This is a genomic window from Vibrio sp. 10N.261.55.F4 (assembly GCF_041470465.1).
GTDB lineage: Bacteria > Pseudomonadota > Gammaproteobacteria > Enterobacterales > Vibrionaceae > Vibrio > Vibrio crassostreae_C.
Window position 1 is genome coordinate 10146 of sequence record NZ_JBFRMM010000034.1, and the last position, 18442, is coordinate 28587.

General features: G+C 45.7%; 1 protein-coding gene. It reads left to right on the forward strand.

Annotated elements, in window-relative coordinates; genetic code table 11:
• Positions 1–446: 446 nt before the first annotated feature.
• Positions 447–18371, forward strand: coding sequence for a retention module-containing protein (locus AB4249_RS16400; RefSeq protein ID WP_372104002.1), 17925 nt, complete (start codon positions 447–449; stop codon positions 18369–18371).
• The last annotated feature ends 71 nt before the right edge of the window (positions 18372–18442 follow it).

Here is an 18442-nt window from a genome sequence, read left to right on the forward strand (position 1 = left end):
CTCAAATATGGGATTTAGTTCTTCTTTGGGGTTTAGGTACATATCGACCCTATCAATCGCCCATAAATCCTAATGATTTATCAACTTTATTACTGTATATATTTATAAAAATTTGAGGTGTAATTAAGGTATGCGTTTTATTGCATATTAATCAACACCCTATAAACTCTTGCTTAGTCCATGAACAAACTAAAGTGAATGCCTAGATTTGTGAAAAGAAGTCACTTCGCACAGACATGACATTTCGGATAAGGAAGACTAGGCTTAAAGTTAAGTAAACTATAAAAAAAACAGGCGAAACGGAACTGACTCATCACATACATCAGTCTACGTAATTGATTGTTAATGCAGAGAATAAGTTCTGAATATAATTTAAGCCTGAAACCGTTATTACTATCATTTTCACGATGTTGGGCAATACAGCATTTTGTGACCTCGGGGGATATATGGGTATTGAAGTTTCGCGCCAAGCTGCAGTTGTAGAGGCAGTGAGTGGAGAAGTCATTGCGGTTAAGTCTGATGGAAGCGCACGAAAAATTTCAGTTGGCGATATTATTCGTGAAAACGAGATTGTTATCACTGCAAACCAAGCAGAGCTGTTATTAGGTAACCCAAACGGTGTCACTGAGGTGGCAAGTAATTGTGTTGGCTGTGTTGATCAAGACTTAGTGTGGGCTGATGCTCCTATCGCTGGAGAAGTTAATTTTGACTTACAGCAAGCCGATGCAGGAGATTTTGATGATGATGAATTTGCTGCTATCCAAGAAGCCATTTTAGGTGGTGCCGATCCGACCCAAATCTTAGAAGCAACGGCTGCGGGGGGCGGATTAGGTTCTGCAAACGCTGGCTTTGTGACGATTGACTACAACTACACCGAAACTCATCCGTCGACATTTTTTGAGACCGCAGGTCTAGCAGAACAAACGGTTGATGAAGACCGAGAAGAGTTCAGAACAATAACCCGTTCATCGGGAGGTCAATCAATCAGTGAAGTGCTCACCGAAGGCTCCATTTCTGGCAATACCTACCCCCAATCTATTACAACTACCGAAACGATTATTGCTGGTAGTTTAGCGCTCTCCCCTGATTCTTTTGTTCCAGAAGCACTGTCTCTCGCTTCGCTACTCACAGAGCTAAACAGTGATATTACTTCAAGTGGTCAACCCGTTACGTTTACTTATGATGCGGCGACGAACTCTATCATTGGTGTTCAAGGCACCGATGAAGTATTACGCATCGACATCGATGTTGTTAGTGTTGGAAATAACGCTGAGCTTTCATTGACCACAACGATTTCTCAACCAATTGATCACGTAACGTCTGTTGGTGGCGGTCAGGTTTCCTATACAGGCGATCAAATTAACATCACTTTTGATATTCAAGGTGAAGACACCGCCGGAAACCCATTAGCAACACCAATTAATGCGCAAGTTGCCGTGGTTGATGGGGGCGATCCGTCTGCTGAAAGTGTGAATATCAGTAACGTAGAAACTAGCAGTGCAGCAATTGAAGGAACGTTCTCCAATATTGGTAGTGATAATCTTCAATCAGCTGTATTTGATGCTGGTGCACTGGACCAGTTTGATGGGTTGCTCAGCGATAATCAAAATACGCTTGCAAGGCTATCTGATGATGGGACAACGATCACTTTGTCCATTCAAGGTCGAGGTGAGGTTGTTCTCACTATCTCACTAGATACCGATGGTACTTATAAATTCGAGCAGTTTAATCCAATAGAACAAGTGGGCACCGATTCACTGACGTTCGATTTACCGATCACGATTACCGATTTCGACCAAGATGTTGTAACCAATAACATCAACATTGTTATCACTGATGGCGATAGCCCAGTCATTACTAATGTCGACAGTATTAGTGTCGATGAAGCAGGCATCATTGGTGGCTCACAAGAGGGAACCGCGCCTGTAGCGGGGAGCGGAAGTATCACTGCCGATATTTTCGAAAGCGACATCATCGACCATTATGAACTGGAGCCGACGGAATTTAATACGGGTGGCACCTTGGTTTCAAATGGTGAGGCTGTGCTACTTGAGCTGATTGGTGAGATCGGTGGTGTAAGAACTTATGAAGGTTACGTTGAGGTCAATGGAACGAGAATTACGGTCTTTGATGTTAAAATTGATAGCCCTTCATTGGGCAACTATGAGTTTAATCTTTATGAAGAACTTTCTCATCAAGGCGCTGAAGATGCGCTGCTAACTTTTGCATTGCCAATTTATGCTGTTGATGCAGATGGCGACCGTTCTGCACTATCTGGCGGTTCGAGTACACCAGAAGCCGCAGAGATTCTCGTTAATGTCACAGATGATGTTGTTGAGCTAGTTGATAAAGTTGAGTCAGTCACGGAACCAACTTTAGCCGGCGATACCGTTGTTTCGTATAACCTATTCAACTTCGAAGGCGCTGATGGCTCGACAATTCAATCTTTTAACTATGATGGTGTTGATTACTCACTAGATCAGAGCTTGCTGCCAGATGCTGTTCAAACATTCAGTTTTACTGAGGGTGTTGTAACCATCTCACTAAATGGCGATTTTAGTTTTGAAGTTGCGCGCGATATTGACCATACAAACAGTGAAACCATTGTAAAACAGTTCTCGTTTTTAGCTGAAGATGGTGATGGAGACACTGACACTTCAACACTTGAGCTAAGTATCACTGACGGTCAAGATCCAATCATTGATTTGATCCCGCCAGTTACTCTCTCAGAAGCCAACCTTGCTGATGGATCCTCTCCAAGTGGAAGTGCGGTCAGCGCTACCGAGACGATTACCTTTACTGCTGGTAGTGATGATGTAGCTAAATTTCGTATTGAACCAACTGAATTCAATGTCGATGGGACACTGAAATCGAATGGGTTTGCGGTTGAGATAAAAGAAGACTCTGCTATTCAGGGCACTTACATCGGTTTTATTACCAACGCTTCTGGCTCTGAAATCCCAGTATTCACCATTAGTTTCTCTGCTACTACGTTAGGTGAATACACCTTTACCTTACTTGAAGCGCTAGACCATGTGGATGGCCTAGATAAAAACGATTTAAGCTTTGAGCTTCCTGTTTATGCGGTAGACAGCGATGGCGATGACTCATTGGTGTCTCAGCTTAATGTGACTATTGGTGATGACGTTCAAATCATGCAAGACGGTACGTTAGATATCATCGAGCCAAATCTTGCTGACGGCACTGTAACAACCAACACCATTGACGTGATGCCCGATCAAAGTGCAGATGGCGCGACCATCACTCAGTTCAATTATGACGGTGTCGTAAATACACTGGATCAAAGTATTTCAGGCGAGCAGCAGTTTAACTTCGCAGAAGGTCGCTTGTTCATCACCCTTGAAGGTGAAATGCGTTTCGAGCCAAACCGTAACCTAGACCACTCTGCGAGTGAAGACATTGTTAAGTCGATAGTCGTGACGTCGAATGACTTTGATAACGACCCGGTGACATCAACCGTTACTTTGACCATTACTGATGGTGATAACCCTACTATCGATGCTGTTCCGAGTGTTGCTCTTGAAGAATCGGATCTCGCTGATGGCTCATCACCAAGCGGCAGTGCGGTTAGCCAAACAGAAACCATCACTTTCACCAACCAAAGTGACGATGTTGAGAAATTCCGTTTAGAGCCTAGTGAATTTAACGTTGGCGATTCTCTCACGTCCGATGGTCTGGTGATCGAGATTAGAGAAGAACCTGCAGGTTCGGGTAATTATATCGGTTTCACGACTGATATTTCGAATACTGAAACTACCGTTTTCACTCTTGATTTCAGCAGTACTAATTTGGGTGAATACACCTTTACGCTTATCGAAGCGATTGACCACACGCCGATTCAAGGCAATAACGACCTCACATTCAACTTGCCTGTTTACGCCGTCGATAGCGACGGTGACGACTCTCTGATGTCTCCGTTGGCGGTGACGATCACCGATGACGTTCAAGTGATGGTCAATAGCTCACTCGATATTGAAGAGCCAACGGTCTCGGATTTAGCGGCAGGTACGCCGACCACGACAACGGTTAATGTTCTTGATGAAGAAGGCGCTGATGGAACGACCATTACTCAGTTGACCTACGATGGTGGAGCGGTACTAACACTTGACCAAAGCGATACGGGTGAACAGAAATTTGATGTTCCTGAGGGTTCGCTGTATATCACCCTACAGGGCGACGTGCGTTTCGAGCCTAATCGCAATCTCGACCACACAGGTGGAGACATTGTTAAATCGATAGTGGTGACCTCAAGTGATTCTGATAACGATCTTGTTTCCTCAACGGTTACGCTGACCATTACCGATGGCGATATTCCAACGATTGATAATGTACCAAGTGTTACGCTATCTGAATCCAACCTGAGTGATGGCTCTACTCCAAGCGGCAGTGCGGTCAGTCAAACTGAGACGATTACCTTCACCAACCAAAGTGATGATGTGACGAGTTTCCGTATTGAACCTACTGAGTTCAATATTGGCGGCCTTCTAAAATCGAATGGACTGACGGTTGAGTTGAAAGTCGACCCAAGTACGCCGGGTGGCTACATCGGCTTTGTGACGACGGCGCCTAATGTTGAAACGAACGTGTTCACGATTAGTTTTTCGGATACCAATATCGGTCAATACACCTTCACACTGTTGGAAGCGTTAGATCACGTTGATGGGCTAGGAAATAACAACCTAAGCTTTGACCTGCCGGTTTACGCTGTTGATAAAGATGGTGATGATTCACTGGTGTCTCAACTTAACGTGACCATTGGTGATGATGTCCAAATCATGCAAAACGGCACATTAGATATCGTTGAACCGAATGTTGCTGATTTGGCTGGTGGTACTGTAACAACCAATACCATCGATGTGATGCCAGAACAAAGTGCCGATGGCGCGACGATCACTCAATTTACGTATGATGGTCAAACTCGAACATTGGATCAAACTGACAATGGTGAGCAGCAATTTAGCTTCACAGAAGGTGAGTTGTTTATCACTCTTGAAGGTGAAGTGCGTTTTGAGCCAAATCGTAATTTAGACCACACAACGAGCGAAGACATCGTGAAGTCGATTGTGGTGACTTCAAGTGACTTCGATAACGATCCCGTGACAGCAACGGTTACGCTGACGATTACCGATGGTGATATCCCAACCATCGATGCCGTGCCAAGCGTTACTCTATCTGAAACTAACCTTAGCGATGGCTCTAGCCCGAGCGGTAGCGCAGTAAGTCAAACCGAGACGATTACTTTCACTAACCAAAGTGATGATGTGACGAGTTTCCGCATTGAACCAACTGAGTTTAATGTCGGTGGTGTACTGAAATCGAATGGGTTTGCGGTCGAGATAAAAGAAGATTCTGCTAATCCGGGCACTTACATAGGCTTTATTACCAACGGTTCGAGCGCTGAAGTCCCCGTGTTTACCATTAGCTTCTCTTCAGCCACGTTAGGTGAATACACTTTCACTCTACTTGAAGCGCTAGACCATGTTGCTGGCCTAGCGAACAATGATCTGAGCTTTGATCTGCCTGTTTATGCGGTAGACAGTGATGGTGATGATTCACTGGTATCGCAGCTTAATGTAACGATTGATGATGATGTTCAAATCATGCAAGGTGGTGCGCTCAATATTACCGAGCCGACCGTCGCTGATTTAGCGGCTGGTACACCGACCACGGCTACTTTTGATGTCATGCCAAACCAAAGTGCTGACGGCGCGACCATCACTCAGTTCACTTATGATGGCGTCGTAAACACCCTCGATCAAAATATTGCAGGCGAACAGCAGTTTATCTTCGCAGAAGGCAAACTGTACATTACCCTCGAAGGTGAAGTTCGCTTTGAGCCTAATCGAGATCTTGACCATACGGCCGGCGATATTGTTAAGTCGATAGTGGTGACCTCAAGCGATTTCGACAAAGACTCAGTCACGTCAACCGTTACGTTAACGATCACCGATGGTGATATTCCAACCATTGATGTTATTCCAACGGTTAGCTTATCTGAAACGAACCTGACGGATGGTTCAGCCCCAAGTGGCAGTGCGGTAAGTCAAACCGAAACCATCACCTTCACTAATCAAAGTGATGATGTGGTCCGCTTCCGCCTTGAACCAACAGAGTTCAATACCAATGATGCACTCACATCGAATGGTTTAGCTGTTGAATTACGTGAAGATCCGCAAGGGTCGGGCAACTACATCGGATTTACAACCAGCTCGTCGAATGCGGTAACCACAGTATTTACGTTGAGTTTTTCTGGGACAACCTTAGGTGAATACACCTTTACCTTAATCGAAGCCTTGGATCATCAAGATGCACGTGGCAACAACGACCTGAGTTTTGATCTGCCTGTGTATGCGGTGGATAGTGACGGCGACGATTCGTTAGTCTCTCAGCTTGGCGTGACTATTGGTGATGATGTGCAGTTGATGCAAGGCGGCACAATAACCAGTCGTGAGCCTGCTGGAGTCGTCGAAACATCGAATACTCTGGACGTGATGCCAAATCAGAGCGCAGATGGAGCAAAAATCACTTCATTTGTGTTTGATGGAAACAGTGCAGAAAGCCTTGATCTCAATGTGAATGGCGAGCAAGAGTTTGTGTTCACTGAAGGTTCTGTATTTATTACCACAGAAGGTGAGATACGATTCGAGCCTGTGCGAAATCAAGATCACACGAGTGGTGATATTACTAAGACGATTGTTGTTACATCTACTGACCTTGATGGTGATATCGTCTCATCTACCGTGACATTGAAGATTACCGATGGTGATCTTCCAACGATCGATTTGGTCCCTGGAATTACGCTCTCAGAAGTGGATCTCGCTGATGGTTCTTCGCCAACCGGCAATCCAGTGGCGATGACTCAAGTTATTACCTATTCAGAGGGTAGTGACGATGTTAGTTATTTCAGAATTGACCCTGCTCAGTTCAATACTTCGGGGGCTTTGAAGTCGAATGGATTAGAGGTTGAGATTAAAGAGCAGCCAGCGAATTCTGGTAATTACATTGGCTTCGTCAAGGACGGTTCTAACGTCGAAACCAACGTCTTCACGATCAGTTTCTCGACAACCAATCTAGGGCAATATACGTTCACACTGCTTGAAGCGTTAGACCATACAGATGGATTACAAAACAATACTCTAAGTTTCGATGTCCCTGTTTTAGCGGTTGATACCGATGGTGATGATTCTGCAATGTCGCCAATGACCGTGGTGATCACCGATGATGTACAAGGCGTTCAAGATGGGGCGTTAAGTATCACTGAGCCTTCACTTGCTGATATAGCAGCAGGTACGCCAACCACGCCAACAATCGACGTTATGCCGACACAGAGTGCTGATGGCGCGAAAGTGACTCAGTTTATCTACGATGGTGGCACGGCTGTTACGTTAGACCCAACTGTGTCTACAGAACAAGTTTTTACCGTAACCGATGGCTTACTGTACATCACGATTGAAGGTGAGGTGCGCTTTGAACCAAGTAGAAATCTAGACCATTCATCTGGCGATATCGTGAGAACGATAGTCGTGACGACCAGTGATTTTGATAACGATACCGATACCGCGGATGTCACGTTGACGATCAAAGACGGAATTGATCCGGTTATCGATGTAGTGCCAGATATTAACCTATCGGAAGTTGGTCTTACTGATGGCTCTATGCCGAGTGGTTCAGCGGTTAGCTCGACACAAACGATCACTTATACCGTGGGTAGTGATGATTTAAGCCACTTTAGAATTGCAACCAACGAGTTCAATCCTGGCGACCTACTCAAATCAAATGGTCTTGTTGTTCAGTTAAAAGAAGATCCTGCTTCACCTGGCGACTACATCGGGTTTACTGATGACGGGGCCGGTAACGTAACTAATGTATTCACCATTGATTTTGATAGCGTTAATAAAGGGCAGTTCACCTTCACTTTGATTGAGGCGTTAGATCACCTTGATGGTGATCTTAATAACAGCCTCAACTTCAACCTGCCTGTTTACGCCGTTGATACCGATGGTGATGATTCGGTTAAACGCGATGTCATGGTAACGATACAAGATGACATTCAACAGATGCAAGATGGCACGTTAAGCATCACAGAGCCAAATACTGGCACACCAACCACTGCTACTGTTGATGTAATGCCTACACCAAGTGCTGATGGGACGACCATTACTCAGTTTACTTTTGGTGGCGGTTCAGCGATCACCTTGGATCAAACTAACAATGGCGAGCAAGAGTTTACCTTCACTGAAGGCTCATTGTTTGTCACGCTAAGCGGTGATGTAAGGTTCGAACCAAACCGAAATCTAGATCATTCTGCGGGCGACATTGTTAAGTCGATTGTGTTTACGTCTTCTGACTTTGATAAAGATACCTTTTCATCAACAGTCACGCTTACGATTGTTGATGGCGATGGACCAACAATCAACGTTGTGCCAAGTGTCAGCTTGTCGGAAAGCTTACTTGCGGATGGTTCGACACCTAGCGGAACGCCTGTCAGTGTGACTCAGACTATCACCTCGCTAGCGAGCAGTGATGACATTGGAAAAATAGTCGTTGAAGCTGGGCTGTTCAATACCAACGGCGTGTTGAAGTCTGATGGCCTTGAATTGAGTTTACGTGAGGAGCCTGCGGGTTCTGGCGACTACATTGCGTTTACGACGGATGGTTCGGGTGGTGAGAAAATCATATTCACCCTAGATTTTGATGATACTAATCCTAGCCAGTATACCTTTACGCTGCTTGAGCGTTTGGATCACGTTGATGGCTTAGGAAGCAACGATCTGAGTTTTGATCTTTCTGTTTACGCGCAAGACACCGATGGCGATATTTCAGCGTCTAAACCGCTTTCAGTAACCATTACCGATGATGTCCAGTTAATGAAGTCTGGTGCGCTTAGCATCACTGAACCAAGCACGGGCACACCTACCACAACGACATTTGATGTGATGCCTGCGCAAAGTGCTGATGGCGCCACCATAACCAAATTTACTTATGGTAGTCAGCCTGAAGAGTCTCTGGTGCAAACCAACACTGGTGAGCAAGAGTTTGTATTTACGGAAGGTTCGTTGTTTATCACGCTTGAAGGTGATGTGCGCTTTGAGCCTAATCGAAACCTGAATCATTCTGGTGGTGATATCGTTAAGACGATTACCGTGACATCAGAAGATAAAGACGGTGATATTGTTACTTCGACCGTGACATTGACGATTTCAGATGGTGCTCCACCGGTAATTGATACTGTACCAACGGTTGCATTGGAAGAAGCGAATCTCGTGGATGGTTCATCTCCGAGCTTACCTGTGAGCCAAACTGAAACCATTGCTTTCACAGCGGGAAGTGATGATGTGAGCTATTTCCGTATTGATACCACTCAGTTCAACACGTCTGGTGATTTGAAATCGGATGGCCTAGTGGTTCAGCTTAAAGAAGATCCAGCCAACAGCGGAACCTATATTGGTTTCGTTGAGAGTGGGGGTGTTCAAACGGATATCTTTACCATCACTTTTAATAGTGTAGTGCTAGGCGAATACACCTTCACTTTGTTGGAAGAGCTCGATCATCTGCCTGTGCAAGGCAACAACGATCAAGTATTCACTCTGCCAGTGATCGCGGTCGACCAAGACAATACCGACTCTGTGATGAAACCTTTGACCGTTACTATCACCGATGATGTGCCTGTCATTACCGATACGACAGCGACCAGCACATTTGTGGTTGATGAAGATGATCTCGGCTCTGCGATTTCTCAAGCAACAGGTGCATTTGTTACCACAGAAGGTGCAGACCAAGTAGAGGTTTACGAACTGCGTAATATCTCTGCGCTTGAAGCGACATTGACCTCTGGAACTGAAGCGATTTCTATTACAGAAGTCACAGGTGCCGCCAACACAACGACCTATCAAGGTACGACGACAAGTGGAACTCCTATCTTCACGCTCGCGCTAGCGAATGACGGCTCTTATACGTTTACGTTGCTAGGTCCTCTAAACCACCCAACAAGCCCGAATTCCAATACCTTAACGATTCCATTTGATGTCGTTGCGGTTGATGGTGACGGTGATGATTCTAACCAATATGTATTGCCAATCGAGGTGCTAGACGATGCGCCAGTAATGAGTGCGCCGACGGGTGAAACGGTTGTCGATGAAGACGATCTTACTGGTATTGGTTCCGATCAATCTGAAGACACCATTATTAATGGCCTGTTCACTGTCGATGAAGGCGCGGATGGTGTTGTGAAGTATGAACTGGTTGATGAAGATTTGGTTCTGACTGGCTTAACCTCCAACGGAGAAAGTTTAGAGTGGCTTGCTGTTTCACAAAGCGGCACAACATTTACTTACGTTGCTCAAACTGCAACGAGTAATGAAGCTGTGTTTGAGATTATTTTCGATACCTCGGATAACAGCTATCAGTTTGAATTGTTTAAACCACTTAAGCACCCTGATGGCGCGAATGAAAACGCAATTGACCTTAACTTTTCTGTTGTTGCAGAAGATTTTGATCAAGACCAATCAAACGCGATCGATTTGAAAATCACGGTGACTGATGATGTTCCATTGGTGACAACTCAATCGATCACACGAATTGAAGGCCAGGGCTATGGTAATTCCAAAGTTGACATGTTTGCTAATGCGACGGATGTCGGCGCGGATGGCGCGGTACTGAGTCGAATTGAGGGCATTACCAGTAATGGTGCAGATATTGTTTTCCGTACAGGAAACAGCGGGCCGTACAGCAGCAGTTTCGATTTAAATAGCGGTAGTCAACAAGTACGAGTGTACGAACAAACCGACGATGGTAGTGGTGGCGTGGACACCCGTGAGCTAGGGCGTTTGCGTATCAACTCAAATGGCGAGGTTGAATTTAGAGCTAACGGCTATCTCGATCATGACGGCCTAGACACCATCGATTTTTCGATTAATGTGATTGCGACGGATGGCGATTTAGATACCTCTGAAACACCGTTAGATATAACGATTACTGATAGGGACTCTACAAGAATCGCTCTGAAAGTGACGACCTTCGAGGATGCGGGTAGAGACTCAACCATACCTTATGCAACAGGCGATGAGCCGGCTCTTGAGAATATTCAAGATAACCAAAATGGTTTGCCTAATGCGCCAGCTCAAGTTGCGCTGCAAGTTAGTCTGTATGACCAAGATAACGCTGAATCTATTGGCCAGTTGACGATTAAAAGCCCGAACGGAGGTGATAGTCATCAAGGTACTTTTTATTACTTTGATGGTGCTGACTACATTGAATTAGTGCCTGAGTCAAATGGGAGCATTATATTTGGTCCTCCTCAACTCGAACAAAGCTTTGCTCCAAATCCGAATGAGCCAAGACAAACTATTGCGACGATAGACAACTTGTTCTTTGTTCCGGACCAACACGCTAGTTCGGATGAAACTGGTGGGCGCGTTCGTTATGAGCTAGAAATTGAGAAAAATGGCAATACGGATCACACCGTTAACTCAAACTTCAGAATCGAGATTGAAGCGGTAGCGGATATTGCAACGTGGGATGACGCCAACAGTACTTATCAGTATCAAGTGAATGAAGATGAAGACAATGTTACGTTGCAGCTGAATGCTGAATCGCAAGATAACAGTAATACTGAGACGATTACCTATGAACTTGAAGCGATTCAGGGTGATGGGAAGTTTGAGTTACTTGATCAAAATGGCAATGTGTTAACGCCTGTTAATGGTGTTTATATCATCGCATCTGCTGATATCAATAGCACAGTCGTTAACCCAATCGACAACTTCTCTGGACAAATTGAGTTCAAAGCGACGGCAATTACGGAAGAGACGCTTAACCCATACGATGACTCAGCGAACGGCGGGTTAGACAAAACGACCGCTCGCTCTGTTGAGCAAAATATTATCATTGATGTGACTGCCGACGCGGATCCTGGTTCATTCAGTGTTAACAGGATTCGTATTAACGAAGACAATATTGATGACCCAGACTACCTAGGTCCTCTGGACAACAAAGATGCCTTCACGCTAGACGAAGTCATCACAATGAACGGCTCAGTGGACACTGATGGTTCAGAAGAGCTATTTGTTCGTATCAGTAATATTACCGAAGGGGCGGTGCTTTATTTCCTTGGAACTACGACCCCAGTTCCTACAATCACCATTAACGGTATTGATTATCAGGAAGTGGCGTATTCCGATCTCGCCAACGTAGAGATTGTTCCGACTAAACACAGCAATGTCGATTTTACTTTTGATGTAACCGGTGTGGTTAAAGACACTGCGAACCTCTCTACTGGTGCACAAGTTGATGAAGAAATCCTAGGAACTAAAACGGTTAACGTTGAGGTTAAAGGGGTTGCAGATATTCCTTATGGCGGTACAAACGGTTCGGCTTGGACAGCAATCACCGATGGCACAACACCTGGTGTTCAAACCACGATCCAAGAGAGCCAGAATGGAGACAGCTACGCCGAGCTTGATTTCACCGTGTTGTCGGGAGAGAGAAGACCTGATCCTGCAGCAGTAGATCAAACCCCATTACCTGACGATGGTTCAGAATCCATAACCGTTATCCTCTCGGGTATTCCTGATGGCGTTATTCTGGAAGACGGTGACGGTACCATTATTGACCTTAACTTTGTCGGTTACGAAACCGGTCCGGGTGGTAGCCCCGATCTTTCTAAACCTATCTACGAAGCGAACATCACTGACGCAGTTAAAACCTCAGGAATCCGCATCAGACCTGTCGATTCTTCAACAGAGAACATTCACATTCAGGGTAAAGTGATCGTGACTGAGAATGACGGTCATACGCTTACGTTTGACCAAGAAGTGCGAGTGTTGGTCGAACCTAGAATCGATACCTCAGCGACGTACAGCACAGTCACTAATGGCGATGAAGATACGGCGATCAGTATTGATTGGCACCCAGAGGGTACTGATTATATTGATGATGATGAGCATTTCACTTCTATTGTGATCAGTGCCATTCCGACAGATGTTGAAAGTGTTGTGGTTAATGGCGATGTAACTTGGGTTTACGATGCTTCAGCAGGCACTTTAACCATTACGCCGAAGAGTGGACAGACGGCAGAAGAGTTTACTCAAATTGCACTGAACAATAATTTTATTCAGATCACACCTGAACAAGACTCGAGCACCGACTTTACGCTTAATACGGTTGTCATGATCGAAGAGCGAGATCATGAGTATGTTGATGCGACTGATCCTGGTCAGGGCATCGCTACCGCGACAATCACGGGCTCGATTGATGTTATCGTACGTCCAGTCGTTGAGCCGAAAGACGCTAGCAACAAGCTTATCGTCGATGATGTGCTGGGTACTGGAGCACTAGCAACCGTAGTTGCTGATGCAAACACTGGCGTGCTTAAGTTCACAACCAACAGCGATAATACATCGGTTACGGATGAGTTCGTCATTCGATATCAAGAAACAGATGCTTCGTCCGCTATCGAAGAAGTTGACCAGTTAGTTATTGAATTAACAAACGTGGACGGTTCGGAGCTATCAGATGCTGTACTCAATCAACTGCTCGTTATTGGCGCTGCTTATGAAGGCAATGGGCGCTGGGTTGTAACGAATGAAGACATATTTAGCATCAGTGCATCGAACGGCCTTGTTCTTCCTTCAGGAAACAGCGGGGCAGGAGGGTTCAATGACATCAAGATGGATATCTTTAGCACGGTAATAGACCGAGGTGATGGTGCTGAGGTTGAGTCATCTACGGCCGCTCGTAGGGACGGAGAAGTCACTCTGTCATTCCCTCAAGTGGTGGCTGGGAGTACTAAGGTTGCAGCCGATATTGATATAACACCAGACAGTGTTGTTGATGCGATTGAGGACACCCAGTTAGATCTAGGTACGGCATTGAATGGTTTAATTACTTTCTCGGGCGAAGATGACTCAACTGATCAAGTGACCATCATTATTGATGACAGTGTGACCATTAATCCAGGAGCGGTGAACGAAGTCACCTTCCCAATTAGTTTATCGGGAAGCAGCGACCTAGACTTTGTTAATGGCAAATATGTATTCCAGACTACCGTCGATCAAGGGGTCTCGACCGACCTCTCTGGACTACTGCTTAACTTACCAGCCGACTACTCCGGCGACTTTAGGTTGCCGTTGACGATAGTAACTAAAGACGTATTGTCGGGGGATGAGAAAACTCTAGTGACAGAAGTAGTCATTAAAGTTGCTCCTGATGTTGAAGGTAACCCAGATATTGACGTTACTGTCGTTGGTTCGCTTGACGATTCGTTTAACCCTGTCGATACCGACGGTCAAGCAGGGCAAGATCCAGTCGGCTACGAAGATACCTATATCCAACTTGATTTCAGCTCGACCATTGATGACCAAGTAAGCGGAGTTGAAGGTGGTGACGAAAAATTCACCTCTATCACACTGACGTTAAATGACACGAGTGTTGGGGCTTTCTATACCAGCGCAGGGGTATCGCTTGGCACATCGGTGACCTTTAATGAAGCTGAGATTAATGCAGGCGCGTTGGATAATGTACTATTCCGACCGGCGTTAAATTACCCAACAGATAATGACGTAAATCAGGTGCAAGTGAATGTCAGCGGGACGATTACCGATACTGCTACATACAATGATGCAGCTTCGCCAACTGGCAGCGCGACTGATACCGATACTTTCTCTACCAATGTCAGTTTTGAAGTCGTTCCTGTGGTGGATGACGTGTCTGTCACTGGCCCGGGTAGCGATCCTGATGTTATCGAGATTACGGGTACTGAGGACCAGCTGATTTCTTTGTCGGGCACAGGGCCTGTATCGATTGCACTGACTGACCTTGATGGCTCAGAACAGTTTGTGTCGATTAAGTTTACAGATGTACCTGATGGCTTCCAGATGCGTGCAGATGCTGGTTCGGCATACACGGTGAAGAATAATGGTGGTGGTGAGTGGAGTGTTCAACTACCTCAAGCATCAGGGTTATCGTTCGACTTGAGTGAGATTTCGATTTTACCGCCTAAGGACTTCAGTGGTACGGCTGAATTTGGTGTTGCCGTATTTACTCAAGAATCTTTGTTGGGTGTGCCTACTGCAGCATCAAATCTGCCAAGCTTTAAGCTGCATGTGGTACCTGTGGGTGATGATGTTGATACTAATCCAACAGATTCTGTGACAGGTAACGAAGGTCAAAACATTGATATCGAAATCAATGCGACGATTTTGGATAAAGAGCTATCTGCAACGGGCAACGGCACTTATACCGAGAATGCACCAGAGACACTTCGAGTAGAAGTTGCGGGCGTTCCTCAAGATGCCTCTATCTATTATCCAGACGGCACAACCTTGGCTAGTTATGATCCAGTTACGCAGCTTTGGACACTTGATGTTCCTGCACAGTCGCTCGATAAGATCGTATTCAATTCAGGTGAACACAATAGCGATACGGGTAATGTATTAGGCATTAATGGCCCGCTGCAGATTACCGTTCGCTCTGTGGATACTGACGCTGATAACACCGAATATTTGGGGACGCCAACCAGCTTCGATGTTGATCTGGTGATTGATCCTATTAACGATCAACCGATCTTTGTGAACGTAACGAATATTGAAACATCGGAAGACATTAGTGTTGCTATCGACAACTTTAGTATCTACGACGTTGATGCTAACTTTGATAATCCAGACGCTCCGTATGTTCTTACGTTGCAAGTCGATCAAACACTTCCGGGAGCGCAAGGTGTGTTTGAGTTTACGAGCTCACCTGACGTGACGTTTGTATTGCAACCTGGTGGCTCATTGGTGATTACCGGTAAAGAAGCCGACATCAATACCGCATTGACTAATGGAGCCGTGACTTTCAAACCAGACCCAGACCAGAACTATCTCAACCAGAGTGGTTTAGTCACGATTAATGCAACACTCGATGACGGCGGTAATAATGGCTTGATTGATGCGGGTGATCCGAATACAGCACAGACCAACCAAACTACTTTCACCATTAAAGTAACGGAAGTGAATGACGCTCCTGTGGCAACTGATGTTGATTTAGGTTCGATTGCTGAAGATGGTCAAATAGTGATTGTGGAAGGAGACTTGATTTCAGTAAGTTCTGACATTGAAAACCATAACCTGACGGTTACGGGTGTAACCCTGACTCAAGGACAAGGCCAATTAACGCGCTTTGAAAACGCAGGTGGCGCCGATAACGCGGCGATTACCGGACCATTCTGGCTGTTCGTTGCAGATAATGATTTCAACGGTGATGTGAAATTCAACTATTCCATTATCGATGATGGCACAACCAATGGTGTGGATGATTTCTTGACCGATAGCGCTGAAATTAGCCTCATCGTAACGGAAGTGAATGATGCACCTGTCGCGACAGACGTTGATTTAGGTTCGATTGCAGAAGATGGTCAAATCGTCATTGTTGAAGGGGATTTAATTGCAGCAAGCTCTGACCCAGAAAACCACAACTTAACAGTAACTGGTGTAACTCTGACTCAGGGACAAGGCCAACTAACCCGCTTTGAAAATGCAGGTGGCGCCGATGACGCGGCGATTACCGGACCATTCTGGCTATTTGTAGCGGACAACGACTTTAACGGTGACGTTAAATTCAATTACTCAATTACTGATGACGGTACAACTAATGGCGCGGATGACTTCCTAACCGACAGTGCTGAAATTAGTCTTGAAGTAACGGAAGTGAATGACGCTCCTGTAGCAACGGACATCGACTTAGGCAACATCCTTGAAGAAGGTCAGTTGATCATCAAAGAGGGCGATTTAATTGCTGCGACGAGCGATCCGGAAAACGACACGATTACCGTGACTAATCTGGCGCTCGATGAAGGCCAAGGTCAACTACAACGCTTCGAGAACGTAGGTGGTGCTGATGATGCTACGATCACTGGCCCATACTGGGTATTTACGGCAGCTGATGAATACAACGGCAACGTTAAGTTTACCTATACCGTAGAGGATGATGGTACAACCAACGGCGCTAATGACTTCCTAACGGATACAGCGGAGATCACCGCGATTGTCGATGGAGTGAACGATACACCGGTCGTTAATGGTGACAGTGTCACTACGGTTATTGACGAGGATGCTGGTCAACTGTTGAGTGGTATCAATGTCAGTGACCCTGATTATGTAGATACATTTTCTGATGATCTGATGACCGTCACGCTGACGGTGGATTACGGTACATTGAATGTATCACTTCCAGCAGTGACGACGGTTGTTGTTAACGGCAACAACACGGGTTCAGTCATCTTAGTGGGGACATTGAGTGACCTGAATGCGTTGATTGATACGCCAACCAGTCCAAATGGTGTTTTCCTTGATGCGAGCCTGTCTCCAACCAATAGCATTGGATTAGAAGTTGTTGCCAAAGACAGCGGCAACCCTTCAGGTATTGCGATAGAGACAGCACCTGTGGTTTACAACATCGCGGTGACGCCAGTGGCGAATGCACCAACCCTGTCTATCGATAGTGCGACTAACTACGTGAGAAACATTACTGCGAGTCAGTCTGTGAGTGCGAGTGGCATTCCTTTAGTTGGGATTATCGCAGCCTTAACGGACATTACAGAAGAGCTAACGCTGCATATCAGTGATGTACCTGCTGGCGCTCAAATCACCAGTGCTGCGGGTTCTGTGACGGATCTTGGCGGTGGTGTTTGGGTAGCAACGGCAGATGCAATTGAAAGCTTGCAAGCGGTTGGGCTTTCTCAAACTCCAGGTAACTACACACTGAAAGTCGAGGCGGTTTCTGAAGAGACTGACAACAACGATACAGCAACCTCTGCATCGATTGACCTTAACTTGAACATTGTGTCTAACGCAGTTGATATTAACTTGGCTTCGGAAACCGATGATGTTCAGTTACTGGCTGGTGCTAATGCGACTGACTTAACGGGTGGTTCAGGGAATGATCGACTTGAAGGTGGCGCAGGTGACGATACGCTTGTTGGCGGTGACGGTAACGACACCCTGATTGGCGGCGGAGGCTCAGACATTCTGACTGGTGGTGATGGTATGGACTCGTTCGTATGGCTTAACATCGAAGATGGTGTTGAAGATACGATTACCGACTTTGATTTGTCGGAAGGGGACAGCATTGACTTGAGAGAAGTGTTGCCGGAGCTTAAAAATACATCTCCAGACATGACCGCGTTGCTAAAACAGATAGACGCGAAAGTGGACGGGGATGATATTGAGCTTACGATCAACCCGGATGGCTTAGGTACTACGGAACAGGTGATTGTGGTTGAAGACCTTGCGCCAAAGCTAACCTTAAGTAGCACCATGCCTTCGGATATTTTGGATGCGTTAGTGCAACAAAATGTCATCACTCACGGTTAACGCTAAATTGGAGGCTAGCTATTAGAATCTAACGATTAAACTAAAAGCGAACCATTAAACCATAACGAAAG